General features: G+C 73.5%; 23 protein-coding genes and 1 pseudogene. 17 read left to right on the top strand and 7 right to left on the bottom strand.

Annotated elements, in window-relative coordinates; genetic code table 11:
• Position 1 precedes the first annotated feature (1 nt).
• The 7 genes from ACZ3YL_RS25335 to ACZ3YL_RS25305 all read left to right on the top strand — a co-directional run bounded on the left by ACZ3YL_RS25335 (position 2) and on the right by ACZ3YL_RS25305 (position 7,376).
• Entirely contained in the window at positions 2-1,087 is a 1,086-nt protein-coding gene (locus ACZ3YL_RS25335) for a hypothetical protein (RefSeq protein ID WP_465659952.1), read from the top strand.
• Positions 1,088-1,163: 76 nt separating this feature from the next.
• Positions 1,164-1,718 (top strand): GNAT family N-acetyltransferase, encoded by a 555-nt coding sequence (locus ACZ3YL_RS25330; RefSeq protein WP_465659951.1) that lies wholly within the window; start codon positions 1,164-1,166, stop codon positions 1,716-1,718.
• Between the two features lie 85 nt (positions 1,719-1,803).
• The gene (locus ACZ3YL_RS25325) at positions 1,804-2,787 is read left to right on the top strand and encodes a hypothetical protein (RefSeq protein ID WP_465659950.1); all 984 of its coding nucleotides are present in this window, start codon (positions 1,804-1,806) and stop codon (positions 2,785-2,787) included.
• Positions 2,784-4,052 carry a sensor histidine kinase gene (locus tag ACZ3YL_RS25320; protein WP_465659949.1) on the top strand — a complete coding sequence of 423 codons (1,269 nt, stop codon included), beginning with the start codon at positions 2,784-2,786 and terminating at the stop codon, positions 4,050-4,052. The genes ACZ3YL_RS25325 and ACZ3YL_RS25320 overlap by 4 nt, the downstream gene beginning before the upstream one ends.
• Positions 4,049-4,735, top strand: a complete 687-nt coding sequence (locus tag ACZ3YL_RS25315) for a response regulator (protein WP_188309075.1) — start codon at positions 4,049-4,051, stop codon at positions 4,733-4,735. The genes ACZ3YL_RS25320 and ACZ3YL_RS25315 overlap by 4 nt, the downstream gene beginning before the upstream one ends.
• A gap of 140 nt (positions 4,736-4,875) precedes the next feature.
• Entirely contained in the window at positions 4,876-5,517 is a 642-nt protein-coding gene (locus tag ACZ3YL_RS25310; protein ID WP_188309074.1) for a Pr6Pr family membrane protein, read from the top strand.
• Positions 5,518-5,903: 386 nt separating this feature from the next.
• Positions 5,904-7,376 carry a S41 family peptidase gene (locus tag ACZ3YL_RS25305; RefSeq protein ID WP_465659948.1) on the top strand — a complete coding sequence of 491 codons (1,473 nt, stop codon included), beginning with the start codon at positions 5,904-5,906 and terminating at the stop codon, positions 7,374-7,376.
• A 94-nt stretch (positions 7,377-7,470) separates the two neighbouring features.
• Here ACZ3YL_RS25305 and ACZ3YL_RS25300 read toward each other — a convergent pair whose 3' ends face one another.
• Positions 7,471-9,078 carry an ABC-F family ATP-binding cassette domain-containing protein gene (locus ACZ3YL_RS25300; RefSeq protein WP_465659947.1) on the bottom strand — a complete coding sequence of 536 codons (1,608 nt, stop codon included), beginning with the start codon at positions 9,076-9,078 and terminating at the stop codon, positions 7,471-7,473.
• A 492-nt stretch (positions 9,079-9,570) separates the two neighbouring features.
• Between ACZ3YL_RS25300 and ACZ3YL_RS25295 the strand changes: the two genes are divergently transcribed.
• From ACZ3YL_RS25295 to ACZ3YL_RS25280, 4 genes are all read left to right on the top strand, one after another.
• Positions 9,571-10,788, top strand: coding sequence for a trypsin-like serine peptidase (locus ACZ3YL_RS25295; protein WP_188309072.1), 1,218 nt, complete (start codon positions 9,571-9,573; stop codon positions 10,786-10,788).
• A 128-nt stretch (positions 10,789-10,916) separates the two neighbouring features.
• Positions 10,917-12,554, top strand: a complete 1,638-nt coding sequence (locus ACZ3YL_RS25290) for an ABC-F family ATP-binding cassette domain-containing protein (RefSeq protein ID WP_465659946.1) — start codon at positions 10,917-10,919, stop codon at positions 12,552-12,554.
• Between the two features lie 93 nt (positions 12,555-12,647).
• Positions 12,648-13,322 carry a nitroreductase family protein gene (locus tag ACZ3YL_RS25285; protein ID WP_188309070.1) on the top strand — a complete coding sequence of 225 codons (675 nt, stop codon included), beginning with the start codon at positions 12,648-12,650 and terminating at the stop codon, positions 13,320-13,322.
• A gap of 122 nt (positions 13,323-13,444) precedes the next feature.
• On the top strand, positions 13,445-14,080 hold the full coding sequence (locus ACZ3YL_RS25280) for a GNAT family N-acetyltransferase (protein WP_465659945.1): 636 nt from the start codon (positions 13,445-13,447) through the stop codon (positions 14,078-14,080).
• A gap of 83 nt (positions 14,081-14,163) precedes the next feature.
• Here ACZ3YL_RS25280 and ACZ3YL_RS25275 read toward each other — a convergent pair whose 3' ends face one another.
• Entirely contained in the window at positions 14,164-15,123 is a 960-nt protein-coding gene (locus ACZ3YL_RS25275) for an aldo/keto reductase (RefSeq protein WP_188309068.1), read from the bottom strand.
• A gap of 446 nt (positions 15,124-15,569) precedes the next feature.
• On the opposite strand from ACZ3YL_RS25275, the gene ACZ3YL_RS25270 reads away from it, so the two are divergent.
• The 4 genes from ACZ3YL_RS25270 to ACZ3YL_RS25255 all read left to right on the top strand — a co-directional run bounded on the left by ACZ3YL_RS25270 (position 15,570) and on the right by ACZ3YL_RS25255 (position 19,680).
• Complete coding sequence (locus tag ACZ3YL_RS25270; protein WP_465659944.1) at positions 15,570-16,181, top strand: choice-of-anchor C family protein; 612 nt, start codon at positions 15,570-15,572, stop codon at positions 16,179-16,181.
• 215 nt (positions 16,182-16,396) lie between these two features.
• Entirely contained in the window at positions 16,397-17,905 is a 1,509-nt protein-coding gene (locus ACZ3YL_RS25265; protein WP_465659943.1) for a carbohydrate binding domain-containing protein, read from the top strand.
• Between the two features lie 82 nt (positions 17,906-17,987).
• Positions 17,988-18,179: a hypothetical protein gene (locus tag ACZ3YL_RS25260; protein ID WP_465659942.1), complete on the top strand. Its 192-nt coding sequence runs from the start codon at positions 17,988-17,990 to the stop codon at positions 18,177-18,179.
• A 94-nt stretch (positions 18,180-18,273) separates the two neighbouring features.
• Positions 18,274-19,680: an SDR family oxidoreductase gene (locus ACZ3YL_RS25255; RefSeq protein WP_188309064.1), complete on the top strand. Its 1,407-nt coding sequence runs from the start codon at positions 18,274-18,276 to the stop codon at positions 19,678-19,680.
• Between the two features lie 194 nt (positions 19,681-19,874).
• On the opposite strand, the gene ACZ3YL_RS25250 is transcribed toward ACZ3YL_RS25255, so the two are convergent.
• Positions 19,875-20,618, bottom strand: coding sequence for an SDR family oxidoreductase (locus ACZ3YL_RS25250; protein ID WP_465659941.1), 744 nt, complete (start codon positions 20,616-20,618; stop codon positions 19,875-19,877).
• Between the two features lie 112 nt (positions 20,619-20,730).
• On the opposite strand from ACZ3YL_RS25250, the gene ACZ3YL_RS25245 reads away from it, so the two are divergent.
• Positions 20,731-21,372, top strand: a complete 642-nt coding sequence (locus ACZ3YL_RS25245) for a TetR/AcrR family transcriptional regulator (protein WP_188309063.1) — start codon at positions 20,731-20,733, stop codon at positions 21,370-21,372.
• An 18-nt stretch (positions 21,373-21,390) separates the two neighbouring features.
• Here ACZ3YL_RS25245 and ACZ3YL_RS25240 read toward each other — a convergent pair whose 3' ends face one another.
• On the bottom strand, positions 21,391-21,981 hold the full coding sequence (locus tag ACZ3YL_RS25240) for a TetR/AcrR family transcriptional regulator (protein ID WP_188309062.1): 591 nt from the start codon (positions 21,979-21,981) through the stop codon (positions 21,391-21,393).
• A gap of 111 nt (positions 21,982-22,092) precedes the next feature.
• Between ACZ3YL_RS25240 and ACZ3YL_RS25235 the strand changes: the two genes are divergently transcribed.
• The gene (locus tag ACZ3YL_RS25235; RefSeq protein ID WP_465659940.1) at positions 22,093-23,097 is read left to right on the top strand and encodes a hypothetical protein; all 1,005 of its coding nucleotides are present in this window, start codon (positions 22,093-22,095) and stop codon (positions 23,095-23,097) included.
• Between the two features lie 116 nt (positions 23,098-23,213).
• Here ACZ3YL_RS25235 and ACZ3YL_RS25230 read toward each other — a convergent pair whose 3' ends face one another.
• The 3 genes and pseudogenes from ACZ3YL_RS25230 to ACZ3YL_RS25220 form a co-directional block, all read right to left on the bottom strand.
• Positions 23,214-23,732: a hypothetical protein gene (locus ACZ3YL_RS25230; protein ID WP_188309060.1), complete on the bottom strand. Its 519-nt coding sequence runs from the start codon at positions 23,730-23,732 to the stop codon at positions 23,214-23,216.
• Positions 23,733-23,878: 146 nt separating this feature from the next.
• Positions 23,879-25,111 carry a serine hydrolase domain-containing protein gene (locus tag ACZ3YL_RS25225; RefSeq protein ID WP_465659939.1) on the bottom strand — a complete coding sequence of 411 codons (1,233 nt, stop codon included), beginning with the start codon at positions 25,109-25,111 and terminating at the stop codon, positions 23,879-23,881.
• Positions 25,112-25,296: 185 nt separating this feature from the next.
• Positions 25,297-25,527: pseudogene (locus tag ACZ3YL_RS25220) on the bottom strand (SAM-dependent methyltransferase); the annotation flags it as partial.
• Positions 25,528-25,560 lie beyond the last annotated feature (33 nt).

Genomic DNA, 25,560 nt, shown 5'->3' with positions numbered 1-25,560 from the left:
GGTGAAGACACAACAGACGGCCAACCGGCCCGACGACGGAAGCGGCGACAGGAAGGGCTTCGGCAAGCGCATCGCATCCGCGGCCGACCGGCGCGGATTCACCACGCGGGGGCTGCGGATGCGGGCCGTGGCCGCGGCGTTGGCGCTCTCCCTCGTCCCGGTCGGAGCGGCGGGGTTCACGCTGTACCGGCTGACGAACCTCGGCGGGCCGGGCAGCGTGTGCGAGGGTGCGGCCACGGCGGACCAGGTGCACGATCTCCTGGGATCCGGGCGGATCAACGAGCACCGGGGCCGGAGCCTATCGGCGGCCGCCTCCGACTACAGCTGTTCCGCCTCGGTGAGCTCCGGCCTGTTCGAGAAGACCGAGAAGACCGTGTGGTTCTACCTCGAACGCGACACCAAGGACGGGCCGGGCAGGCTGGCCGCGTCGAACGCCCGGATGTTCTCCGGCGACTCGGCCGGCTCGGTCACCCCGGGCACGGCATGGGCTCTGCTTCCCGAAGGGTGTGAGAAGGGCCTGCGCGCCGAGGTGCACAGCACCGAGCAGGGAGGTGACGAGGCCAGGGCCCGGTTGGCCGTGGGGCTCGCCAACGCGGCCGCCAAGGCGAACCGGTGTGCGGGCGGGACACTGCCGGCACCGAAGGGCCTGTCGGCGGAGGGAGCCGAGACGGACCCGGACTGGACCAACCTCTGCGGCCTGCCCGGGTTCGCGCCCGCCAAGAACCCCGAGGCCCGGTGGCGCATGCCGCAGCAGGTCACCACCGTGTCCGGCCCGATCTGGTCCTGCAAGATCGGCGGGGATCCGAGGCACGACGCGCGGACGCAGGTCTTCGCGATCACGACCGATCCGCGGACCACCGCCCTGACCCGCCAGGACGGCTCCGGGCAGTCCGCTATCGGGCGGGCCCGATGGGTCGCCGCCGGGACACTCGTCACCAGCTGCCAGGGCAAGGACGTCTTCTTCACCGTCGACGGCGGGTACACCGACACCCTGGAAAAGCCCTTCCTCTTCCCCGACCAGAACGACCTGGTACGGCAGTTCCTCACCGCCGGGGGCAAGGCCATCGGCTGCGAGCCGATCCTGTAGGGAAATGGGCGGGCGACTGTCCGGGTAATGGTCTATCGTGCGGGCGAGCCATTACGTACGACATGGGGGAAGCGCCATGACCGCCACCGACCTGCCAGCCACCGACCTGCCCACCACCGACCGCACGATCGTCGCCGTCTCCGAGCGGCTGGTGCTGAGCCGGCCGCAGAACGGGGACGTGGAGGCGATGTTCGCGATCCACGGGGATCCGGAGACGAACCGGTACAACCCGGACGGGCCGCAGCGGGACATCGCGGCGGCGCAGAAGCAGTTGGACGGGTTCGTGGCCGACTGGCCGCGGGACGGGGTGGGGTACTGCATGGTGTCGACCCGGGAGGAGCCGGGGGTGGTCATCGGGGTCGCCGGACTGTTCCTGCACACCCTGGACGGGGAGCCGGTGTTCAACCTGTACTACCGGTTCCGGCCGTCCGCGTGGGGCCAGGGGTACGCGGCGGAGGCGTGCCGGGCGGCGATGGCGGAGGCGCTGCCGCGCTTTCCCGGGATTCCCGTGACGGCGCTGATCAGGGCGGACAACCTGCCCTCGCGTCGGCTGGCCGGGCGGCTCGGGCTGGTGGCGGACCCGGACGGACGGGTGGACCACGAGGACCGGCTGATCCACCGGATGGCCTGAGCTACGGGAGGATCCCCCGCCGGGGGGAGCGGGATCGCCCCCGGGACGGAGGTCACGGACCGGGGCGCGGCGGCAGCGTGGGGGCATGAGGCGCGGAGAAGACGTGGTGCGGGGGGTGGCGGCCGGGATCGCGATGGCCGCCACGGCGCCCTACCTGACCCTGAAACTACTGTGGTTGGCCGGCTCCCACGTGGGCACGCGCGACCCGAAGGCGCTGGACGGCCTGTGGGCGGTCAACCTGCTCACCGTCGGCATGGACGCGGTCGCGCTGCTGCTCGCGCTCGCCTTCCTGCGGCCGTGGGGGCGGCGGGCTCCGGCCGGGCTGGTGGCGTTCCCGATGTGGGTGGCGAGCGGGTTGCTCGGGACGGTCATGGTGGTGGTTCCGCTGGACGTGCTCGGCTCGCTGCTGCTCGGGCCGGAGCACCGGACGCCGGCGCAGCAGGCCGACGACGGCCTGGCGGGGTGGGTGTACGCCGTGGTCTACGGCGGCTTCGGGGTGCAGGGCGCCGCGCTGTTCACCGCGTTCGCGCTCTACGCCCGCCGACGCTGGGCGGGCCTGCTGCGCGGCCGGATCGGCGACCTGCCCGACTCCCCCACCGGCGGGGTGCAGCGGGCGTTCGCCGGGGTGGCCGCGCTGGTCGCGCTGGGGGTCGCGGCGGCCCGGGCGTACTGGGCGGCGGGCGGGACGACGGGACTGCCGCTGCGCCTGGCCGAGGAGTACTCCCGGTCGATGGCGACGATGGACGCGGCGACCGCCGTCACGGCGGTCGCCGCGGCACTGGCGCTGCTGGTGCTGGTGCTCCGGATCGGGCCGCGGCGGCGGCTGCGGGTGCCGCTGCTGGTGGCCTGGACGGGCGCGGGCTCGCTGTTCGGCTGGGGCGGTTTCCTGCTGGTGGCGTTCGGCACGTCGACGGCGGTGCCGGACCTGCCACGGGCGGTGCCGGGGTTCATGGCCCTGGTGGAGGCCGGGCAGTTCACGGCCGGGGTGCTGATGCTGGCCGCGGGCGCGGTGGCCCTGACCGCATGGGGGACCGGGCCCGGCGCCGCTGACGTAGAGTCGCCCGAATGAGGACGGGGGGCGGCCGGATCCGGCGGGTGGGAGCGGCGCTGGTCGGGCGGCGGGCCCGGCTGCGCTGGGTGCATCTGGTGCTGGGCGGCGCGCTGCTGACGCCGTACTACCTGTTGTCGGTGGTGGGGCTCGGGGCGCTCAACCCCAACCAGGGGCACGCGCGCCAACTGCTGCTGGAGCTGCTGGCGCTGTTCACCTCGCTGCCGATGGCCGCGGTCACCGCGCTGGTGCCGACGGTGCGCGGGCTGGAGGGCGCGGCCGCCCGGGCGCTGTGCGCGGTGGCGCGGCCGGAGGAACTGGCCACCGGGCCGTCCCGGTCCTGGGCGGCCCGTCGGCGCACCGCGCTCTTCTTCGTGCTGCACCTGTTCTCCGGCGGGGTGGTCGCCGGGATGACGCTGGCCGGGGCGCCGTTCGCGGTGGTGCTGCTGTTCGGCCTCATCGGGTCCGGGGAGCTCGCCGGCTACTGGACGGATCGTTTCCCCGGCTGGATGTTCACCGGCCCGGCGCTGGGCCTGGCCGTGCTGCTGCTGATCGTCGGGAGCAGTGCCGCCTGCGGTGCGCTGCTGGCCCGCTGGGCGCCCGTCCTGCTCGGGCCGACCCCGGAGGAGCGGCTGGCCGCCGCCGAACGCCGCGCCACCGTGCTGGCCCAGCGCAACCGGCTGGCCCGCGAGTTGCACGACTCGGTCGGGCACGCGCTCAGCGCCGTCGGCATCCAGGCCTCGGCGGCGGCCCGGGTGCTGCGCACCGACCTGGACTTCGCGGCCGAGGCGCTGCGGGCGATCGAGGAAACCGCGCGCGGGGCGGTCGCCGAACTGGACACCGTGCTCGGGCTGTTGCGCGAGGAGGAGGACAGCGGCACCGTCCCGGCCGGGCCGACGCTGGCCGGGCTGGACGACCTGCTGCGCCAACTCGCCCGCACCGGCGTGACGGTGGACGCCGAGCTGGCGCCCGGCCTGGGCGCGCTGCCCGCCGAGGTCTCCCGGGAGGCGTACCGGATCGTGCAGGAGGGCCTGACCAACGTGCTACGGCACGCCGGGGCCGCCCCGGCCGGGCTGCGGGTCCGGCTCGACGCGGGCCGGCTGGAGATCGAACTGACCAACCCGCTGGGCCCGTCCCGCCCGAGCCGCCCCGGCGGCGGGCGTGGGCTGCGCGGGATCGGGGAACGGGCGACGGCCCTGCGCGGCGGGAGCGCGGTGGGGCCGAGCGCGGACGGGACGACGTGGCGGCTGGCCGTCTGGCTGCCGGTGGGAGGGACTGCGGGATGAGCACGGAACGTACGGAGAGCACGGGCATCCGGGTGGTGATCGCGGACGACGAGCGGCTGGTCCGGATGGGCCTGCGGGTGGTGATCGACGCCGAACCGGACCTCTTCGTGGTCGGCGAGGCCTCCGACGGCGCCGAGGTCGTCCCGCTGGTGCGCGAACTGCGCCCGGACGTGGTGCTGATGGACGTCCGGATGCCCGGCATCGACGGGATCCGGGCCACCGAGCAGCTGGTCGGCGGGATGGCCGAGCCGCCGAGGATCCTGGTGGTCACCACCTTCGAGCACGACGACCACGTGTACGACGCGCTGCGCGCGGGCGCGGCCGGGTTCCTGCTGAAGCGGGCGCGGGCGGAGGAGATGGTCCAGGCGGTGCGGCTGGTCGCGCGCGGGGACTCGCTGCTGTTCCCGGCCGCGGTGCGCGAACTCGCGCTGCGGCACGGCGCGGACGGCCGGCGGGGCACCGCCGCGGACCGGGGGCCGATCGGCCGGCTGACCGAACGGGAGGGGCAGGTACTGCGGTTGATGGCCACCGGGCTCAACAACGGGGAGATCGCCCGGCAGTTGGTGGTGAGCCAGGAGACGGTGAAGACCCATGTCGGCAGTGTGCTGGCCAAGTTGGGTGCCCGGGACCGCACTCAGGCGGTGATCGCGGCCTATGAGTCGGGGTTCGTACTGCCGGGCTGATTCGGCGGTGGCGGGAGGGTTGGGAGGGGCGGGAGGGAATCGCACACGGGTTCCATGCCGCCACCCCCACGGAGTAGAGTGCGATATTCCGCTGATCTGTCCGATACCTCCCGTATCGCCTGGAACGAACTGGTGACCGCATGACCGTCCGGACCCGTCCCGCGCTGTGGTGGCGCATGGGCATCGTGCTCTCGGCGGGCCTCGGCCTGTCCCTCGGGACCGCCTCGCTGGTGTACTTCACGGTGCAGAGCAACGTCATCGTGCTCGGCTACTTCATCGGCGCGGTGTACTGGATGGTCAAGCGCGACACCGTGGACGCCCCCGCGCCCCGGCTGCGCGGGGCGGCGACGCTGTACATCCTGATCACCGGGCTGGTCTCGCACATCCTGCTCCAGCACGGCGCCAGCCCACTGCCCGGACTCGTCAGCGGGCCGGACCGGCTGGCGAACTGGTCCTCCTTCTTCCTGCACTACGTCACACCGGTGATGGTGCTGGTGGACTGGCTGGTGCTGAAGCCGCGCAACGCGGCGGCCTGGAAGGACATACCGCTCTGGCTGGCCTTCCCGCTCGGCTACGCGGCGCTCGTGCTCGCCCGCAACGCGCTGTTCGACGACTTCCCCACGCCCTACCCGTACTTCTTCTTCGACCCGACCAGCAAGGGCTACGGCTACGTCTGGGGCCAGATCGCCCAGCTGACGGTCGAGTTCGTCCTGCTCGGCGCCGCCGTCGTCGGGCTGGACCGGCTGGGCACCCGGATAGCCGCGAAGCTCGCCCGCGCATAGTCGACGCCCTCCCCGGCCGCGTGCGGCAGGATCGCGCCCTCGGCCGCTCACCGAGCCACTCCCCCGCGCCTCACCCGGCGAGCTCGTGCGGTGAGCTCGTGCGGTGAGCTCGTGCTCGATGTCCTCGATGTCGAGCGCAGGCAAGGCGCCGATGGCACGGCAGCGCACGGCGGTCGGAAGCGGCGCGACGGATTTCCACCCGCCGTCAAAACGGTTTGCCGTCCATCCCTCCCGAGGCTGTTCGGCCGGGCCGGCGAGTGGACCCACAGGAGGGTACGACGGCGACGCGTCGGATGACGCCCGGGCGGGGCCCGCGGCCGTAGCGTCGGTCGCGCGGCGGCGGAGGGGTTCCGCAGGGGGAGGCCGGGATTCGGCGGAGGCCGGAAATGACGCACAGGGGTATCGGCAGGGCGGTGGCCGCGACGGTCGTGACGGCGGTGCTGGCGACGACCGTCGCCGTGGCGGCGCCGGGAGCGGCCTCGGCGGAGGGGGCGGCCGGGGCACCGGGGCAGAACCGGGCGCAGGCCCAGGGGCGGCAGGGCGGTCCCCTGGAGGGGGTCTGGCGGATGGACGGCTACGGCACGGTGGTCTCCATCGACGGGGGTCGGCTGACCACCTACGACGTGACCGCGCACAGCTGCGTGCCCGGCTGGGTCACCGCGACGCAGGCCGGCCCGCCCGGGCCGGACGGCACCGTCCGCTACGTCATGGGCAACAACGCGGTGGCCCTCACCCCGAAGGGCCGGAACCGGGCCGTCGACCGCGAGGAGGGCGGGGTCGGCACCAAGGACCTGAACCGGATCCCCGCACTGCCACCGCTGTGCACGACCCCGGCGCCGAACGACCCGCTCGCGGTCTTCGACCGGTTCTGGGAGGACTTCGAGGAGAACTACCCCTTCTTCGCGGCCAAGGGGATCGACTGGCACGCCGTCCGGGACGAGCAGCGGCGCCGGATCACCCCGGCGACGACCACCGAGCAGTTGCAGGACGTCCTCGTCGACATGCTCCGGCCGCTCGGCGACGCCCACACCGGGCTGGCGCGGATCGTCGACGGGCAGCCGACCCCGGTGTTCGGCGGACGGCGGCCCGGCTCGACGGTGCGCACCAAGGAGCTGACCACCCGGGCCGGACAGGCCGTCGCCGCCCAGCTCACCGGCCCGGAGCAGCTCTTCGCGGGCGGGAAGCTCGGCGTGGGCCGGCTCCCCGACGACGTCGGCTACCTGCGGGTGGGCAGCTTCGACGGCTACACCGACGGCGACTACCGCAGCCAGGTCGCCGAGCTGGACCGGGCCCTCGACGCCCTGCTCGCCGACCCGGACCGGCTCAGCGGCCTGGTGGTCGACGTCCGGCTGAACGGCGGCGGCTCGGACGCGCTCGGGCTGCACATCGCCGCCCGGCTCACCGACCGCCCGTACCTCGCCTACCGGAAGGTGGCGCGCGACGACCCGGCCGACCCGACGAGGTTCACCCGGCCGGTGCCGGTCCCCGTACAGCCCTCGGACGGCGAGCACTTCACCGGGCCGGTGGCCCTGCTCACCTCCTCGATCTCGGCCAGCGCGGCGGAGACCTTCGCCCAGGCCCTGATGGGGCGGTCCCCGCACGTGACCCGGATCGGCGAGAACACCCAGGGCGTCTACTCCGACGTCCTGATCAAGCCCCTCTCACCGGAATTCGCGGTGGTGCTGCCGAACGAGGAGTACCTCACCCGGGACGGCACCACCTTCGACGGCCCGGGCATCGCGCCGGACCTCCGGACCCCGGTGTACAGCCCCGAGGAGCTGGCCGCGCTCAAGGACTCCGCCCTGAGCACGGCCCGCCGGGTGCTCGCCGAGGACGCCCGGGGCGAGGACGGGCGGTAGCGAGGACGGACGGTAGGGCATGTCCGACACGCCCTACGGGTCGGACACGCCCTACGGGTCCGACTCGCCCTACGGGTCCGACACGCCTCGGCCGCTACATCGGGTCCACCGCCCTCAGCTCGCCGTCCAGCTCCAGCCACCTGGTCAGGCCCAGGCCGCGCAGGAACGGCAGGTCGTGGCTGACCACCACCAGCGCGCCCTGGTAGGCGGCCAGCGCCTGGGTGAGCTGGCGGACGCTGGCGAGGTCCAGGTTGTTGGTCGGCTCGTCGAGCAGCAGTAGCTGCGGCGGCGGGTCGGCCAGCAGCAGGGCGGCCAGCGTCGCCCGGAACCGCTCTCCACCGGAGAGGGTGCCGGCCGGCTGGTCGGCCCGGCCGCCGCGGAACAGGAAGCGGGCCAGCCGGGCGCGGACGGCGTTGTCCCCGGCACCGGGGGCGAACCGCTTGACGTTCTCGGCGACCGTCAGCCCGTCGTCCAGCAGGTCGAGCCGCTGCGGCAGGTGGCGCAGCGGCACCTGGGTGGTGACCATGCCCTCCAGCGGGGCGAGTTCGCCCGCCATGGTGCGCAGCAGCGTGGTCTTGCCGGAGCCGTTGCGCCCGACCAGGGCGATCCGCTCGGGGCCGCGCAGGTCGAGGTCGACGGTGCCGCCGGTGGGCAGCCCGACCTTCTGCAGGGTGAGCACGGTGCGCCCGGCCGGCACGGCGGTGCGCGGCAGGTCGATCCGGATCTCGGCGTCGTCGCGCACCGCCTCCTCGGCGACGGTGAGCCGCGCCTTGGCCTCCTCCAGGCGCTCGGTGTGCATGCCGGTGAGCCGGCCCGCCGTCTCCTGGCCCTTGCGTTTGAGCATCCCGGCGAAGATGTGCGGGTCGTTGCGGGTGACCGAGCGCTTCTTGCCGTAACTGGCGCTGCGGTCCAGCCTGGTGCGGGCGTCGACCAAGTCCCGCTTCTGGCGCTGGACATCGGCCTCGGCGTTGCGCAGCAGCCGCTCGGCCGTCTCCTGCTGGGCCGTGAGGGTGCGCTCGTACTCGGCGAAGTTGCCGCCGTACCAGGTGACTCCGCCGTCCCGCAGGTCGGCGATCTGGTCGACGTGCTGGAGCAGCTCGCGGTCGTGGCTGACGATCACCATGACGCCCTGCCAGCCGGCCACCGTCTCGTAGAGCCGCTCGCGGGCGGCCCGGTCGAGGTTGTTGGTGGGCTCGTCGAGCAGCAGCACGTCGGGGCGGCGCAGCAGCAGGGCGGCGAGCCGCAGCAACACCGCCTCGCCGCCGGAGAGTTCGCCGGTGGTGCGGTCGAGGCCGAGGCTGTGCAGGCCGAGCCGGTCGAGGGTGGCACGGGCGCGCTCCTCGACGTCCCAGTCGTCACCGACGGCGTCGAAGTGCCGCTGGTCGGTGTCGCCGGACTCGATGGCGTGCAGGGCCTCGCGGGCGGCCCGGATGCCGAGCGCCTCGTCGACCCGCACGCCGGTGTCGAGCGTGAGGCCCTGCGGCAGGTAGCCGAGTTCGCCCGCGACCCGGACGGTGCCTCCGGTGGGGGTGAGTTCGCCGGCGATCAGCCGCAGCAGGGTGGACTTACCGGCGCCGTTCAGGCCGATCAGTCCGGTGCGGCCGGGGCCGACGGCGAGGTGGAAGCCGTCCAGGACGGGCTTGCCGTCGGGCCACTCGAACGCGAGGTCGGTACAGAGGACGGCGGTGGTGGGTTGTGCCATGCAAGGCCTCCCGGGTGGTTGCTGAAGGGGTGATGAGCAACACGGGGAGACACCGCGGGTGCGGAACCGGTACGGCCGAACGACAGGACGGCGGCGCTACGAGGCGCCACGGGGCCGTGACTGAGGTCGCACACTCGCACACCACGCGGCAAGCAGGGCCTGCGTGGCGGGGGCGGTGTCCCGGGACCTCAGTAGAGCAACGGCCTTCTCCTTGTCTGGCGGATGACACGGACCACGCTAGGCACCCCGGCGAACGCGTGCAACCGCTTTTCCGGGCCCGCACGGAGCGCCCGTCGGAGCCTGCCGGAGGCCCCGACGGAGGCCCCGTGCCGATCCCGTGCCGATCCGGTGACAGCCCCGTCCCGGCCGGGGCCAGGTGTAAGGAGTTCCTTATCCGCATGGCAGACTCCTCACCTGCCATACCTGCGACCCCGGGGGCCGTACCCGGGGGAACGGGCCGTATGGCGGTAGTCAACAGGGGGATTTGAACTCATGTCACCGATATCCCGGCCGAGCCGTGCCGTGCTGGGCGCTTCCGTCGCCGTGCTGACCATGGTGGCCGCCACCGGTTGCGGGCCGGACAACAGCGACCCGGCCGGTGCCCAGAGCGCCGCGCCGTCGGTCGCGGCCAGTGCCTCCGGGAAGCCGGGCGCGGCTCCGATCAAGCTGCCGACGGTCGAAGAGCTGAAGACCTGGAAGCTCGAGGACTGGGACAAGTGGGCCCAGGCCAACGTGATCACCCCGGCGGCCAAGGGCTACTGGACCCTGCAGAAGCTGCTGAACGCCAAGCCGAAGCCGCTGCCGCAGGCGCCGAGCCAGAGCCCCTCGCAGGCGCCGGCCCAGCCGACCGCGCAGCCGACCGGCGCGGCCCCGGCCCAGCCCACCGCCGCGCAGCCGCCGACCGGCCCGGACCAGCTGCCCTCGGTGGTCGCGGCGAAGCCGGTGGCGCACCCGTTCCCGAAGAACATGCACGTCAACGGCAAGATCTTCTTCAAGGACGGCAACGACGACTACGTGTGCTCCGGCACCGTCGTCTCCGACCCGGCCAACCCGGGCAAGAGCAACCTGGTGTGGACCGCGAGCCACTGCCTGCACGGCGGCAAGGGCAACAAGTACTACACCGACATCACCTTCGCCCCGGCCTTCAACAGCAACGGCGTGCTGAGCAACGGCAACAAGCAGAAGTCCAAGCTGGACGACGCCGAGCCGTACGGCGAGTGGGGCGCGACCGCCGGCATGGTCTCCCCGCAGTGGACCCAGGAGGCCGACCCGGAGCACGGCGGCCCGTGGAGCCAGTACGACTTCGGCATCATCAAGGTCGCCAACCCGGACCCGAACGGCAAGTCGCTGGAGGAGACCGTCGGCGGCTCGGTGCCGCTGTGGTTCAACGCCCCGCGCGACCAGCTCTCCTCCGTCGCCAACTACGGCTTCCCGGAGGCCAAGCCCTTCGACGGCGTCGAGCTGGAGCACTGCGACGGCGGCAAGCCGGCCGCCAAGCCCGGTGACCCGAGCCGTCCGGCGATGCTGATGATCGGCTGCAACATGACCGGCGGCAGCAGCGGCGGCGGCTGGTACGCCACCAAGGACGGCAAGCCGGCCCTGGTCAGCGACACCTCCGTCGGCAACGGCGCCAACACCTACGAGGCCGGCCCCTACCTGGAGGACGTCGCGGCGCACATGTTCGACTACTTCTCCAAGAAGGCCAAGTGACCCGCTGAGCAGGACTCCGGCGGTGCCGCGGCACTGATCGACGAGCGGCCCGGGGGTCGCGGCCACCACGGCCGCGGCCCCCGGGCTTTTCCGGCTCGGGGCCCGCTCCTCCTACAATCGGCCCCATCATGAGCGCCACACTCGTAGTCAAGGACCTCAGCGCCGGCCACGGCGAACGCACCCTCTTCTCCGGCCTGGACCTGGTCGTCGCCCCCGGCGACGTGGTCGGCCTGGTCGGCGTGAACGGCGCCGGCAAGTCGACCCTGCTGCGGCTGCTGGCCGGCCTGGACACCCCCGAGGGCGGCTCGCTGCGGCTCAGCCCGGCGAGCGCCAACGTCGGCCACCTGCCGCAGGAGCCCGACCGCCGCGAGGGCGAGTCGGTGCGCGACTTCCTGGCCCGGCGCACCGGCGTGGCCGCCGCCCAGGCCGCGCTGGACGAGGCCACCGAGGGCCTGGTCGAGGGCCGTCCGGGCGCCGACGACGCGTACGCGGCGAGCCTGGACCGCTGGCTGGACCTCGGCGGCGCCGACCTGGAGGAGCGGGCCGAGGAGGTGGCCGACTCGCTCGGCCTGAAGGTCTCCCTCGACCTGCCGATGACGGCGCTCTCCGGCGGCCAGGCCGCCCGCGCGGGCCTGGCCTCGCTGCTGCTCTCCCGCTACGACGTGTTCCTGCTGGACGAGCCCACCAACGACCTCGACCTGGACGGCCTGGAGCGGCTGGAGTCCTTCGTCAAGGGCCTGCGCGCCGGCACCGTGCTGATCAGCCACGACCGCGAGTTCCTGGCCCGCACCGTGACCAAGGTGCTGGAGCTGGACCTGCACCAGCAGCAGGTCAACCTGTACGGCGGCGGCTACGAGGCGTACCTGGAGGAGCGGGCGGTGGCCCGCCGGCACGCCCGCGAGGAGTACGAGGACTACGCCGACACCAAGGCCTCGCTGGAGGCCCGGGCGCAGATGCAGCGCAACTGGATGGAGCACGGCGTCCGCAACGCCCGCCGCAAGGGCAGCGACAACGACAAGAAGGCCCGCGCGACCCGCGCCGAGTCCACCGAGAAGCAGGCCTCCAAGGCCCGGCAGACCCAGCGGATGATCGAGCGGCTGGACACGGTCGACGAGCCGCGCAAGGAGTGGGAGCTGCGGATGGAGATCGCCGCCGCTCCGCGCTCCGGCTCGGTGGTGGCCACCCTGCGCGCCGCCGTCGCCAAGCGCGGGGACTTCTCCTTCGGCCCGGTGGACCTGCAGATCGACTGGGCGGACCGGGTCGCGATCACCGGGGCCAACGGCGCCGGCAAGTCCACGCTGCTGGCGGCCCTGCTCGGCCGGCTCGAACTCGACTCCGGCAGCGCGGTGCTGGGCTCCGGGGTGGTGGTCGGCGAGGTGGACCAGGCACGCGGATCGTTCCTGGGCGGGGAGCCGCTGGCGGACGCCTTCGCGGCCGCCGTACCGGAGCTCACCGAGGAGGAGGTGCGCACCCTGCTGGCCAAGTTCGGCCTTAAGGCGGTGCACGTGCTGCGCCCGGCGGGCACCCTCTCCCCCGGCGAGCGCACCCGGGCCGCGCTGGCGCTGCTGCAGGCGCGCGGGGTCAACCTGCTGGTGCTGGACGAGCCCACCAACCACCTGGACCTGCCGGCGATCGAGCAGTTGGAGTCGGCGCTCGGCTCGTACACCGGCACCCTGCTGCTGGTCACCCACGACCGGCGGATGCTGGACACGGTGACGGTGAACCGTCGGATCGAGGTCCGGGACGGACGGGTGCACGAGCGGTAGGCCACCCGTCGGACTCGATCGGCCGCTCCCGGAATTGGTCTCTACCTCTTCCCGGAGCGGCCGTCATGTGCTGTGCTGTCGGCCATGGTTGACATGGTTGACAGCGCAGTGGCGGGGACGCCCCACCCGACCGTCCCGCTCATCCCGATGACGGTGCCGGCCCACCAGGCCGAGGCCCGCGGCAAGGCCTTCCACGACGTGATGGCGCAGCGCCGGACCGTCCGCGACTACACCACCCGACCGATCCCGGACGGGGTGATCGAGTGGGCCGTGCGCACCGCGAACACCGCGCCCAGCGGCGCCCACGTCCAGCCCTGGCGGTTCGTGGTGATCACCGACCCGGAGCGCAAGCGGCGGCTGCGCGAGGCGGCCGAGGCCGAGGAGCGCGAGTTCTACGGGCACCGGGCGTCCGAGGAGTGGCTGGCCGCGCTGGCACCGATCGGCACCGACTGGCGCAAGCCGTTCCTGGAGGACGCGCCGGCCGTGATCGTGGTCTTCGAGGTCCACAAGGGCCCCAGCTCGCCGCGCCCGTACTACACCAAGGAGTCGGTGGGGATCGCGGTCGGGCTGCTGCTGGCCTCGCTGCACCAGGCCGGGCTGGCGACGCTGACCCACACCCCCAGCCCGATGCGCTTCCTCAACGAGGTGTGCGACCGCCCGGCGGAGGAGCGCGCCGCCTATGTGATCCCGGTCGGCTACCCGGCCGAGGGGGCGCGCGTGCCGGACCTGCGGCGCAAGGAGCTCGACGAGGTGATGATCCGGCTCTGACGCGCCGGGGCGCACCGGGGACGACCGGCCAGGCGCGCCGGTCCGCACCCGCCGGACGGAGGGTCCCCGGATGCGCCTCCGTCCGGATGTGGCAGGTCCGGGCCAAGGACATAATCGCCGCCATGAGCCCAGCACCGTCGCAGTCCTGCGAGCGCGCCCGGCCGCGGTTCCGCGAGCCCGCCCGGGCGGCGCCGGAGGTGACCGCCGGGCGGCCGCCCGAGCTGTTGCGGCTGCCCGGCGGCCTCTCCCTGCACCGTCGCCGCAGCACCCACGCACCGGCCCTGAACCGGGCCGTGTGCGCCAACCTGGAGCACCTGCGGCCCTGGCTGGAGTGGGCCGCCGAGGCCCCCAGCCGGGCCCGGACCGCCGAGCAGACCCGGGCCGGCACCGCCGCCTGGGAGGCCGGGACGGACTTCATGTACCTCGCCGAGCTGGACGCGGCGCCCGGCCGGGTGGTCGCGGCCCTCGGGCTGCACGGGCGGATCGGCCCGGGCGCGCTGGAGATCGGCTACTGGGTCGCTGCCCGGCACGTCGGCCGCGGCATCGCCACCGCGGCGGCCGGGGCGCTGACCGAGGCCGCGCTGGCACTGCCCGGGATCGCCCGGCTGGAGATCCGCTGCGACCAGGCGAACGGCGCCAGCGCGGCCGTCCCGCGCAAGCTCGGCTACCGGCTGGACCGGGTCACCGAGGCTGCCGTCCGGGCGCCGGGCGAGACCGGGCGGCAGCTGGTGTGGGTCATGGAGCGCCGGGGGCACTGACCCCCGGCGGCCCAGCAGCTCAGCGGCCCGACGGCCCGGCGGCTCAGCGGCTCGACGGCTCGGCGGCTCGGCGGCTCGGCGGGTCAGTAGTAGCGCCCGCCCTCCGCGGCCGGCAGCGCGTCCAGCTCGGCCAGGTCGGCCGTCGAGAGCTCGACGCCGGCCGCGCCCGCGTTGTCCAGCAGGTAGCGCGGCGTCTTGGTGCCCGGGATCGGGAAGACGTACCGGCCCTGCGCCAGCACCCAGGCCAGCGCGACCTGCGCGGGCGAGGCGCCGATCCGCTCGGCGACCGTCCTGACCCGCCCGACCAGCTCCAGGTTGGCCTGCAGCGCGTCCTGCTGGAAGCGCGGCAGCCGACGGCGGAAGTCGTCCTCGGGCAGCTCGTCGAGGGAGGTGATGCTGCCGGTCAGGAAGCCCCGGCCGAGCGGCGAGTACGGCAGGAACGCGATGCCCTGCTCCTCGGTGTACGGCAGCACCTCGGCCAGCGCGTCCCTGGTCCACAGCGACAGCTCGGACTGCACCGAGGCCACCGGGTGCACGGCCTGCGCCCGCCGGATCTCCTCGACGCCCACCTCGGAGAGCCCGATCCGGCGGACCTTGCCGGCCTGGACGGTCTCGGCGAGCGCGCCCCAGGTCTCCTCGATCGGGACGGCCGGGTCGACCCGGTGCAGCTGGTAGAGGTCGAGGTGGTCGGTGCCGAGGCGGCGCAGGCTGTCGTCGATCGAGCGCCGCACGTGCTCCGGGCTGCCGTCGCGGGCCGCGTCCTGGCCGCTGCCGCCGGGGACCATGCCGACCTTGGTGGCCAGGAAGGCGCGCTCGCGGTGGGGGCCGGCCAGCGCCGCGCCGACCACCTCCTCGTTGGTGTAGGGGCCGTACATGTCGGCGGTGTCGATCAGGGTGACGCCGAGGTCCAGCGCCTGGCGGATCACGCCGACGGACTTCTCGTCGTCCCGGCTGCCGACGTCGTAGGCGAAGGTCATCCCCATGCAGCCGAGGCCGATGACGCCGACCTCCGGGCCGTTGCTGCCGAACGGGGCGTTGCGCATGACGGTGCTCCTGTCTGGTTTCCGGCTGGTCCCGCGGCGGGCCGGTGCCCGCGATCGATCATCACTGACGCTCGGTCAATTCCGGTTCCGGTCCGGCCGTTTCCGGCCGGTCCCGGCCTCGTCGCCGAAGGATCGCCGGACGATTCGTATGGTCATCGGTCCACCGTGGAGGTGCGGACGGGGCGCGCGCCTCCAGGTTCACCACCGGGCTCCCGCACCAGGCCGTCAGCCCCGGACGTTCGCCCCCGGACGGCCCGCCGGGCGCCTGCGGACCTCGCCCCGCCAAACCGGCGCGCGGGAGCCCACCCGCGGGCGTTCCGCACCACCGGGCGCCGCCCGTCCGGTCTTGGCACGGCTCGCCGCGACGGTCGACGCTCTGTTCGCGACCGATCAACTCGGCCGCAGCGGAAGTGACCGAAAACGTCACGCAACTCGGGGAGGAACCCATGTCGCTCTCGCGTACCCGCACCGCCGCGCTCGCCCTGGCCGTCGCCGCCGCCACCACGCTGACCACCGCCGGCCTCGCCGCCCCGGCCCAGGCGGCCGGCCACCGCGCGCTCAGCCGCTTCGACGACGGCAGCTTCGAGACCCCCAAGGTCCCGGCGGGCAACTTCACCGAACTGAACGCCGGCCAGAGCATCGGCCCGTGGCAGATCACCGGCGGCAGCGTCGACCTGATCGGCGCGGGCTTCTGGCAGGCCGCCGAGGGCGACCAGTCCATCGACCTCAACGGCGCCGACTCCGGCACCATCGCCCAGACCTTCACCACCGTCCCCGGCACCACCTACTCGGTGACCTACGCCCTGGCCGGCAACCCCGGCGGCGGGCCGGCCGTGCGCACCGGGAAGGCGCTCATCGACGGGCAGGACTTCCAGGACTTCAGCTTCGACGTCACCGGCAAGACCAGGGCCGCGATGGGCTACGTGGGGCGGCAGTTCAGCTTCGTCGCGTACAACTCCTCGACCACGCTGACCTTCCGGAGCACGGTGGGCGGTGCGTTCGGGCCGGTGCTCGACAACGTCCAGGTGAAGGAGTGCAAGCCCTGTTGCGGGAGCTGATCCGCTGATCGGCGGGCCTCCTTAAACCCGCCCTAAAACCTGCCCTCGGAAGGCTTCCGGCAGCCGGGAAGTGCTTGACGTGCACAGCTGGTCTAGTCCAGTTTGATCCTCAGCACCGCGCTCCTCCCCGCACCGGACCAGCCCCCATGCTGCCGCCCGCCCCGCGTCTCCCCCCTTCGCGGCGCGGGCGGCCCCACGTCCCGAGAGGCACCCCCATGCCCAGCGCGCTCCAGCACACCCCCACCCACCGCCGCCCCGCCGGCCGGACCACACTGCTGAGCCTCGCCGCCGCCACCGTGCTCGCCGCCGGCGGCCTCGCCGCCCTCGCCGGGAACGCCGGCGCCGCCGACGCCGACCTGCTCGCCAACGGCGGGTTCGAGAGCGGCGCGCTCGATCCGTGGAGCTGTTCCGCCGCCACCGGCGGCATCGTCAACTCCGGTGCGCACAGCGGGACGTACGCGCTCAAGGGCGCGGTCAGCGCGAGCGACACCGCGCAGTGCGGCCAGACCGTGAGCGTCCAGCCCAACACCACCTACCACCTCAGCGCCTGGGTGCAGGGCCAGTACGTCTACCTCGGCGTCACCGGCAACGGCGTCACCGACCCCGCCGTGTGGACCCCCGGCGGCTCCAACTGGCAGCAGCTGTCCGCCGGTTTCACCACCGGCCCGAGCACCACCAGCGTCACCGTCTACCTGCACGGCTGGTACGGGCAGGGCGCCTACCTCGCCGACGACGTCACCCTCACCGGCCCCGGCGGCGGCCCGACCACCCCGCCGACCGGCACCCCGACCGGAACGCCGACCGGCACGCCCACCGGCGGCCCGACCACCCCGCCGCCGAACGTCGCGCTCCCGGTCGCCCCGTACATCGACATGGGCGCCTGGCCCACCCCGTCCATGCCCGACATGGCCAAGGCCGGCGGCGTCAAGGGCTACAGCATGGGCTTCGTCACCGGCGTCGGCTGCAAGGCCAGCTGGTTCAACGCCTACGACCCGCGCAGCGGCTGGGCCAAGGACCAGGTCGACGCGCTGCGCGCGGCCGGCGGCGACGTCAAGCTCTCCTTCGGCGGCGCCAGCGGCACCGAACTCGCTGCCGCCTGCACCTCGGTGGACTCGCTGTTCAACGAGTACGACGCGGTCGTCAACGCCTACAACCTGCGCTACGTCGACTACGACATCGAGGGCGCGGCCATCGCCGACACCGCCTCCAACGACCGCCGCTCCGCCGCCCTCGCCAAGCTCCAGCAGGCCCACCCCGGCCTCAAGGTCTCGCTCACCCTGCCCGTCCTGCCCGAGGGCCTGACCAGCGAGGGCGTCGCCATCGTCAAGTCCGCCCGGGACGCCGGGGTGAACCTCGACCTGGTCAACGTCATGGCGATGGACTACTACCGCTCCGGCAGCGACTACGGCAACGCCGCCGTCCAGGCCGCGCAGGCCACCTTCGGCCAGCTCAAGGCGCTCTACCCGGCGAAGACCGACGCCCAGCTGTGGGCCATGGTCGGCGTCACCCCGATGATCGGCGAGAACGACGACCACCAGATCTACAACCAGTCCGCCGCCCAGCAGTTGGTGACCTTCGCCAAGCAGAACCACCTCGGCCTGCTCGCCTTCTGGGACGCCACCCGGGACGCCAACGCCTGCACCGGCGGCTCGCTGGCCAAGTGCACCAACATCCCGCAGCAGCCGTACGAGTTCGCGAAGATCTTCAGCCAGTACGCGGGCTGACGCCACGGCGGACCGGGGTGCCGGCGGACCGGGAGGCCGCCGGCACCCCGGCACAGGTGGCGCGCGCCCGTGGAGCGCGTGGGTGCGGACCGTTCGCCTGGAGCCGCCGATCTTCCCGCGTTCGGCCGTCGACCCGCTCCCGGACGACTTCGGCTGCATCATCCGGCTGAACGACCAGCCCCGCTTCGCCGGTGACGAGCAGGAGCTCAACGGCTTCGGCCCGCACCAGCTGGACGGCCGCCGGGTCGGCTCGCTCACCACCGACTGCGGCTGAGCCGCCCGGCCGGTACGCCGGAGGAAATTGGCATCTCATCCTCCCGGGCCGTCAACTACAGTCCCTCCCACCTGCAAGGAACGAGGGAGCGGACATGACGGTCCGGGACGACCACCACCAGCTGACCATCAACACCGTGACCAGCGAAGCCGCCTGCGCAGCGGGCCTCACCCCCGAGGAACTCAGCGCGTTCAGCCGCACCCTCGGCCGACTGCGCGCCCTCCCCTCCCAGGACCGCACCCGGCTGGTCGCCGAACGGCAGCTCAGCTCCTTCGTGATGGAGAGCCGCAAGCGCCGCCGCCAGGAGGCCAAGGAGGCCGTCCGGCAGACCGACGCCGCGCTGCTCGCCGCCACCGCGACCGGCGCCCGGCACCGCCGCGAGGACACACCGCTCGCCCCGGCCCCCGGCGGGCCGGTCGGCGACCTGCTCGTCCCGCGCAAGTGCTACGTCTGCAAACAGGCCTACCGCCAGGTCGACGGCTTCTACCACTCGCTCTGCCCGGACTGCGCGACCGACAACACCGCCCGCCGAGCCCTCGGCACCGACCTGCGCGGACGCCGGGCGCTGCTCACCGGCGGGCGGGTGAAGATCGGCTTCCAGCTCGCACTCATGCTGCTGCGGGACGGCGCCGAGCTGATCCTCACCAGCCGCTTCCCACAGGACACCGTCCGCCGCTTCCGCGCCGTCGAGGGCAGCGAGCAGTGGTGGGAGCGGCTGACCGTGGTCGGCATCGACCTCCGTGACCCGCGCCAAGTCCTCGGCCTGACCGAGCAGTTGCGCACGGACGGACGGCCGCTGGACATCCTGGTCAACAACGCCGCGCAGACCCTGCGCCGCCCGCCGGAGTCCTACGCCCTGCTGGCAGCCGGGGAGTCCACCGCCCTGCCCGGCGCCGACCGCCGGGCCGTCACCCACGCACCCGGGTTCCGTCCGCTCACCGACCTCGCCCAACTGCCCTCGGGCGCAGGCTCCCTGCTGGACCTCACCGACGAGGCCGGCCTGCTGCCCGACCTCGCGCCCGCCAACTCCTGGTCCACCACGCTCGGTTCGCTCGACCCGGCGGAGGTGCTGGAGACCCAGCTGGTCAACGCCCTGGCGCCGGCCCTGCTCTGCGACCGGCTGCTGCCGCTGCTGCTCGCCTCCCCGCACCCCGCCCGCTACATCGTCAACGTCACGGCGGTGGAGGGCCGGTTCGCCGTCCGCAACAAGACGGCGCGCCACCCCCACACCAACATGGCCAAGGCCGCGCTCAACATGCTCACCCGCACCAGCGCCGCCGAACTCGCCCCGCAGGGCGTCCACATGTGCGCCGTCGACACCGGCTGGATCACCGACGAGAATCCGGCACCCAAGAAGACCCGGATCGCCGCCCGGGGCTTCCGCACCCCGCTGGACATCGTCGACGGCGCCGCCCGGGTCTACGACCCGATCGTCCGCGGCGAGGCCGGGCACCCGGTGTCGGGGGTGTTCCTCAAGGACTACCGGGTGGCGGAGTGGTGACGCCTCGGGTGGCGTGACGCCCGCCCCGGGGCGCGTGGGAGCCGAGGCCGCCCACCTGCCCGACGCCACGACGCCGCGATGCTGCGACGGACGGCCCGGCCCGGGAGTGCTCCCGGGCCGGGCCGTCCGCGTATGGGGGCAGGGAGTGGCCTGCGACCGATCGGCCAACGACCAGTGAGTCAGCGACCAGTGGGTCAGCGGCCGGTGGGGAGGTTGGCACCGCCGGTGCAGTCGAGCACCACGCCGGTGACGAAGGTGTTGGCGGCGAACATGTGGATCGCGCGGGCGACGTCCTCGGGGCGGCCCACCCGGCCGGCCGGGGTGGTGGCGGCCAGGCCGTCGAAGAGGGCGGTGCGCTGCTCGGTGGGGACGCGGTCCCACCACGGGGTGTCGATGACGCCGGGCGAGACGGCGTTGATCCGCAGCGGGGCGAGTTCGACGGCCAGCGGCGGGACCATCGCCTCCAGGGCGCCGTTGATCGCGGCCAGTCCGGCGGTGCCGGGGAAGGCGGCGCGGGCCGAGGCGGCGGTGATCAGGGTGACCGAGCCGTCCTTGCGCAGGTGCGGCAGGGCCGCCTGGAGCACCCGGACCTGCGGCCAGAACTTGGCGTCGAAGCCGTGGGCGAGGTCGGCGAGGTCCAGTTGGGCGAACGGGCCGCTGCCGGCCGCGCCGCTGACCGCGACGACCAGGTGGTCGACGGTGCCGGCCTCGGCGAAGAAGGCGGCGAGCGCGGCCGGGTCGGTCGCGTCGAGCCGGGCACCGCTGGTCTTGCCGCCGATCCGGGCGACGGCGGCGTCCAGCTTCTCGCGGTCGCGGCCGGTGATCACGACCTCGGCACCGTCCGCCGCGAAGGCGGTGGCGGTGGCCTCGCCGATGCCCGAGCTGCCGCCCATGACGACGACGTGCTGTCCGGCGAAGAGGTTCGATGCAGTGCTCATGGTGTTGCCTTTCCGGCTGGTACGAGAACTTGTCGAGACCGGCAGTTCCGGTAATGATGATTGTCGAGACTGCTAGTCTTGTCAAGCGGGGACAGGGAGAAAGGGACCCACGATGAACGACGCCGAAGACCTCCAGGCCGACCCGGCCGACCCGGCCACGCGCCCGCACACCGGCCGTCGGCGCAACGAGGCCGCCCACCGGGCGATCCTGGACGCGGCACTGCACCTGCTCGCCGACTCCGACGGCACGCCCGTCACCATCGACGCCATCGCCCGCACGGCCGGCGTCGGCAAGCAGACCGTCTACCGCTGGTGGCCCTCCAAGGGCGCCGTCCTGCTGGACGCCCTCACCGACCGCGCCGGCCAGGACGTCTCCGACCACTCGGACACCGGCGCCCTGCGCACCGACCTGCGCGCCTTCATCGGGACCACCTTCGACGCGGCCCAGCGCGGCACCACCGCATCCGCGCTGCGCACCGTCGTCCGCGAGGCCGCCCGCGACCCGCACCTGGCCGACCTGATGCAGACCTTCACCGCCACCCGGCGCACCGCGCTGCACGAACTCCTCACCCGCGGCCGCGAGCGCGGCGAACTGGCCGACGACGCCGACCTGGACCTGATCACGGACCAGGTCTACGGGGTGTTCTGGTACCGCTTCCTGCTCGGCCACGGCCCGCTGGACGCGGCCGTCGCCGAGCGACTGGCCGACACCCTGGTCACCGGGAACGCCTCACCGGGACCGACCGAGGACTGAGCCCCCCCCTTTTCCGCCCTAGCCGGCCGCCCCCCGGCGCCGCACCAGCGGCAGGTACACCTCGTCCACGATCTCCACCAGCACGTCGTCCGGCGCGCTCGGCACCCCGCGCACCACGAACTCGTTGCGCAGCAGCACCACCGCCACCGTCGCCACCCGGGGGTGCAACACCTCGGGCGCCGCCTCGCCGCGGGCGACGGCCCGGCCCAGCACGGTGAGCCAGGGGGCGGCCGCGGCGTCGCCGGACTGGTCCTGCAGCTGTGCCAGGAACTCCGTCGCGCCGCCCGCCGCGGCCAGCAGTTCGCGCAGCACGCCGCCCAGCGGGGAGCTCCAGTGCCGGTTCGCCTGGCGCAGCAACTCCAGGGCATCGCCGCGCAGTTCACCGGTGTCGGGGAGCGGGGCGGCCTTGGCGAGCTGCTTGTAGCCGGCGATGCCGAGGGCGAGGCGGTTCGGCCAGCGCCGGTAGATGGCGTTCTTGTTGGTGCCCGCGCGGGCGGCGACCTTGTCCATGGTCAGCCCGGCGAACCCGGACTCGGTGAGCTCCGCGACCGCCGCGTGCAGGATCGCCTCCTCCAGCGCCGCCCCGCGCCGCCGTGTCTGCCCGGCCATGGTCCCGTCCTCTCCTGTGTGCCGCCCCATCCTTCTTGCCATCCTGCGGCCACGGCAACTACGGTACTGCCAGTACCGTAAAGTTCCGATCCGCCATCGAAGGCAGGGGCCATGCGCGCCAAGGGAATCAGTTACGACACCGGCTTCGTCAGGGACGGGGCCTGCTCCCGCAAGCGGTTCGACCCGGAGCTCGTCAAACGGGAGTTGCGCATCATTCGGGACGAACTGCACTGCACCGCCGTCCGGATCATGGGCGGCGACCCGGACCGGATCGAGCTCGCCGCCGGGTACGCCGCCGAGCTGGGCTTGGAAATCTGGTACTCACCGTACCCTCTGGAGCTGGACGAGGAGGCGATCCTGGAGCTGTTCGCCGACTGCGCCGAGCGCGCGGAACGGCTGCGGCGGAACGGGGCCGAGGTGGTGTTCCTCGCCGGCGCCGAGCTGAGCCTGATGAACCCGGGCTTCCTGCCCGGTGACAGCACGGACGAGCGGGTCGCGCTGCTCGCCCGGCCGGAGGCGGTGCGCGAGCACCTCGGCGCGGTCAGCACCAAGGTCAACGCCTTCCTCCGTACGGCCGTGGCCACCGTCCGCGCGCACTTCACCGGGCCGGTCAGCTATGCCGCCGTCCCGCTGGAGCGGGTCGACTGGACGCCCTTCGACCTGGTCTCCCTCGACCTGTACCGGGATGCCTCGACCGCCGAGCGCTTCGCCGACGGCGTCCGCGAGCTGACCGCCCAGGGCAAGCCGGTCGCCGTCACCGAGTTCGGCTCCGCCACCTACCGCGGCGCGGGCGACCGGGGCGCCCTCGGCCTGGAGGTCGTCGAGTACGACGCCGAGGGCCCGGTGCGCCTCAACGGCCGCTACGAACGCGACGAGCCCGGCCAGGCCGGGTACCTGCGCGAGCTGCTGGAGGCCTTCGACGCCGGCGGCATCGACGCCTCATTCGTCTTCACCTTCGCCCTGTACGACTTCGTCCACCGCCCCGACGGCGACCCACGCGAGGACCTCGACCTCGCCAGCTACGGCCTGGTCAAGGTGTACGAGGACCGTCCCGGCCTGCCCTGGGAGCCGAAGGAGGCCTTCGCGGCCGTCGGCGAGTACTACCGGACCCACTGAGCAGCCGGCGGCGTGGGAAGTCGGCCGGTCCGACTTCCCGCGTCCGGTGCGGTTCAGGCAGTTCAAGCGGTACAGGCGGTTCAGGCGGTTCAGGCGGTACAGGCGGTACAGGCGGTTCAAGCCGTACGACGGCGGTAGTACGCGATACCGAGGACGATGGTGATCGGTCCCCAGAGCATCGCCGGGCCGATGCAGGCCCGGGCCAGCGCCTCCCACCACCCGCTGCTGAAGCCGACCTCGTCCAGGACCCCGATCCAGGCGAGCGGCTGGAGCCCGAAGAGGCCGAACAGCACCAGCCCGCCCAGCAGCGTGCCGAGGAGCGGCCCGATCGGCGGCACCCGGCGGCCCCGCAGGACCGGCACCCAGCGGGGGAACACCTCGCCCCAGCCGCTGACCAGCCCCAGGGTGAGCAGCGCCAGAGCCTCGGTGACCAGGCTCAGCCCGAACACGTACGGGGTGGCCCACCAGGTGAGGGGCGGGCGGCTCGACTCGACCGTGCCCATCTCGAAGCCGAAGGCGAACGGAAGCCGCCACAGGCAGTGCGGCAGGAGGACGAGCGGCAGGGCTTTGGCTAGGCGCAGGGCCCACGCGGGGACGGGGCGTTCGGTGTCACCGACCGGGATGTTCATCAGCATGCGTCCACCGTCGCGGACCCACCCCGCCGCCGCCTCCACCCCGCGGCCCGACCCCCTCCCCCGCGAGAGCCAACTGCGGCTCGCCGCAAGGGAGGAGGAGACGCGGCCCCGGCTCCGCCCCGGTCCGACTTGACGTCGAGGACGCGTCAGACCACCGAGCTCAGACCGAAGGAGGCGGCCACCAGCCCGAGGACGTACGGCATCTCGTCACCGTTCAGGGCGGTCGGATCGACGGAGTACACGACCTTGCGGGAGAGGTCGCGGGTGGCGAAGACGCCGCTGGTGGAGCCGGGGCGGGAGCCGGTCTTGCCCCAGGCCGTGATGCCGTGGGACTCCAGGCGCTCCAGGCCCATGCTCATGCACGCCTTGCCGTCCGGGCAGTGGCCGCCGTGGGCGGCGACGGGCACGTCGGGGACGGTGAACAGCTTCTCCTGCTCGACGGCGGGGAGCAGGCGACCGCGGAACAGCGCGGTCATGAAGCGGTCCAGGTCGGCGGCGCTGGAGATCATGCCGCCCTCGGCCCAGGGCCAGGGGCTCTGCTCGGTCACGTCCGCGCGGTGGGTGCCGCCGTCGGCGTCGGGGACGGTCAGGTAGGGGTGGGTGGCGGGGTGCCGCAGCTCGGGGTCGTCGCCGTCCGGGAGGGCGGTGTCATGCAGGCCGAGCGGTCGGATGATCCGATCGCGCAGCTCGTCGGCGAAGCTGCGGCCGGTGACTTTCTCGACGATCAGCCCGGCGACGAAGGTGTTCATGCCGTTGTACTGCTGCTCGGTGCCAGGCTGGAAGCCCAGCGGGGCACCCTGCATGGTGGCGATGACCTGCTCGGGGGTGAACGAGTCGAGGCGGTGGGCCTCGAACCAGGTGGTGGTGCCGTCGCCCCAGGGCGCGTTGGAGCCGTTGGGCAGTCCGCTGGTGTGGTTCAGCAGCTGGCCGACCGTGACCCCCTCGTAGGGGAAGTCCGGCAGGTACTGCCGTACGGTGCCGTCCAGGTCGATCCGGCCCTCGGCGGCGAGCTGGAGGACGACGGTGGTGGTGAAGACCTTCGAGACCGACCCGATCCGGAACCTGCCGTGCGGGTCCACCGCCATGCCGTCCTCGGCCGAACTGCCCTCGAACCGCCCGCTGGAGCCGGTGATCCGGACGAAGGCGGCGGAGACGTCGGCGGCCGGCCGCTTGGCGAGCGCGGCCCGGACGGCCGCCCGGTCCAGCGGCTGCGGCGCGGCCGTTGTCGCCGCCACGGTCGCCGCCACGGACGTCGGCGTCCCAGCGGACACGGGCGTCGCGGCGAGGGCGGGCGTGCCCGCGCCGGCCGTCAGCGCGACCGCCAGGGCGCCGGCGGCGGCGACAACGGCCCAACGGGTGCGGTGGGTAGAGGCGTTCACGGCGCTGCGGCTCCAGACTGGTCGTCATCGGACCGGAGACGTCCGGCCCGATGACGAGTCTGCCGACCAGCCGCGCCCCGATCATCAGGGCCGGCGCCCCGACGGTCCCTGATCTTCCCTCAGGGTGCACCCCGGAGAGCACCCCGGGTCACGGCGGTCCCGGGCGGCGGGACGACGGCCCGGCCGCCGAAGGCCGACAGGCCCAGCCCGTCCAGGTACGCCGTCACCCGCCCCGGTCCGCAGCCGAGGTCGGCGACCTCGCCGCCGCCCGACTCCCGGACCAGCTCCGCGAAGGCGGCGAGCATCGCGCGCGAGACCGGGTCCATGCCCTCGGGCGGGACGACGAGGCGCAGGTAGTCGGCGGCGACGGTGTCGTAGGACTCACGGACGGCGGCGAGTTCAGCGGGCTCGGTCACCGCGTCACCCCCCGGGACCGTCTTCAAACCCCT

It is taken from the genome of Kitasatospora sp. NPDC023176 (assembly GCF_055560495.1).
This window is presented reverse-complemented; position numbering and strand designations above follow the sequence as displayed.

Coding starts and splice junctions, on each gene's coding strand:
- ACZ3YL_RS25330 (WP_465659951.1), top strand. CDS start 1,164: ATGACCGCCACCGACCTGCCAGCCACCGACCTGCCCACCACCGACCGC.
- ACZ3YL_RS25325 (WP_465659950.1), top strand. CDS start 1,804: ATGAGGCGCGGAGAAGACGTGGTGCGGGGGGTGGCGGCCGGGATCGCG.
- ACZ3YL_RS25320 (WP_465659949.1), top strand. CDS start 2,784: ATGAGGACGGGGGGCGGCCGGATCCGGCGGGTGGGAGCGGCGCTGGTC.
- ACZ3YL_RS25315 (WP_188309075.1), top strand. CDS start 4,049: ATGAGCACGGAACGTACGGAGAGCACGGGCATCCGGGTGGTGATCGCG.
- ACZ3YL_RS25310 (WP_188309074.1), top strand. CDS start 4,876: ATGACCGTCCGGACCCGTCCCGCGCTGTGGTGGCGCATGGGCATCGTG.
- ACZ3YL_RS25305 (WP_465659948.1), top strand. CDS start 5,904: ATGACGCACAGGGGTATCGGCAGGGCGGTGGCCGCGACGGTCGTGACG.
- ACZ3YL_RS25300 (WP_465659947.1), bottom strand. CDS start 9,078: ATGGCACAACCCACCACCGCCGTCCTCTGTACCGACCTCGCGTTCGAG.
- ACZ3YL_RS25295 (WP_188309072.1), top strand. CDS start 9,571: ATGTCACCGATATCCCGGCCGAGCCGTGCCGTGCTGGGCGCTTCCGTC.
- ACZ3YL_RS25290 (WP_465659946.1), top strand. CDS start 10,917: ATGAGCGCCACACTCGTAGTCAAGGACCTCAGCGCCGGCCACGGCGAA.
- ACZ3YL_RS25285 (WP_188309070.1), top strand. CDS start 12,648: ATGGTTGACAGCGCAGTGGCGGGGACGCCCCACCCGACCGTCCCGCTC.
- ACZ3YL_RS25280 (WP_465659945.1), top strand. CDS start 13,445: ATGAGCCCAGCACCGTCGCAGTCCTGCGAGCGCGCCCGGCCGCGGTTC.
- ACZ3YL_RS25275 (WP_188309068.1), bottom strand. CDS start 15,123: ATGCGCAACGCCCCGTTCGGCAGCAACGGCCCGGAGGTCGGCGTCATC.
- ACZ3YL_RS25270 (WP_465659944.1), top strand. CDS start 15,570: ATGTCGCTCTCGCGTACCCGCACCGCCGCGCTCGCCCTGGCCGTCGCC.
- ACZ3YL_RS25265 (WP_465659943.1), top strand. CDS start 16,397: ATGCCCAGCGCGCTCCAGCACACCCCCACCCACCGCCGCCCCGCCGGC.
- ACZ3YL_RS25255 (WP_188309064.1), top strand. CDS start 18,274: ATGACGGTCCGGGACGACCACCACCAGCTGACCATCAACACCGTGACC.
- ACZ3YL_RS25250 (WP_465659941.1), bottom strand. CDS start 20,618: ATGAGCACTGCATCGAACCTCTTCGCCGGACAGCACGTCGTCGTCATG.
- ACZ3YL_RS25245 (WP_188309063.1), top strand. CDS start 20,731: ATGAACGACGCCGAAGACCTCCAGGCCGACCCGGCCGACCCGGCCACG.
- ACZ3YL_RS25240 (WP_188309062.1), bottom strand. CDS start 21,981: ATGGCCGGGCAGACACGGCGGCGCGGGGCGGCGCTGGAGGAGGCGATC.
- ACZ3YL_RS25235 (WP_465659940.1), top strand. CDS start 22,093: ATGCGCGCCAAGGGAATCAGTTACGACACCGGCTTCGTCAGGGACGGG.
- ACZ3YL_RS25230 (WP_188309060.1), bottom strand. CDS start 23,732: ATGCTGATGAACATCCCGGTCGGTGACACCGAACGCCCCGTCCCCGCG.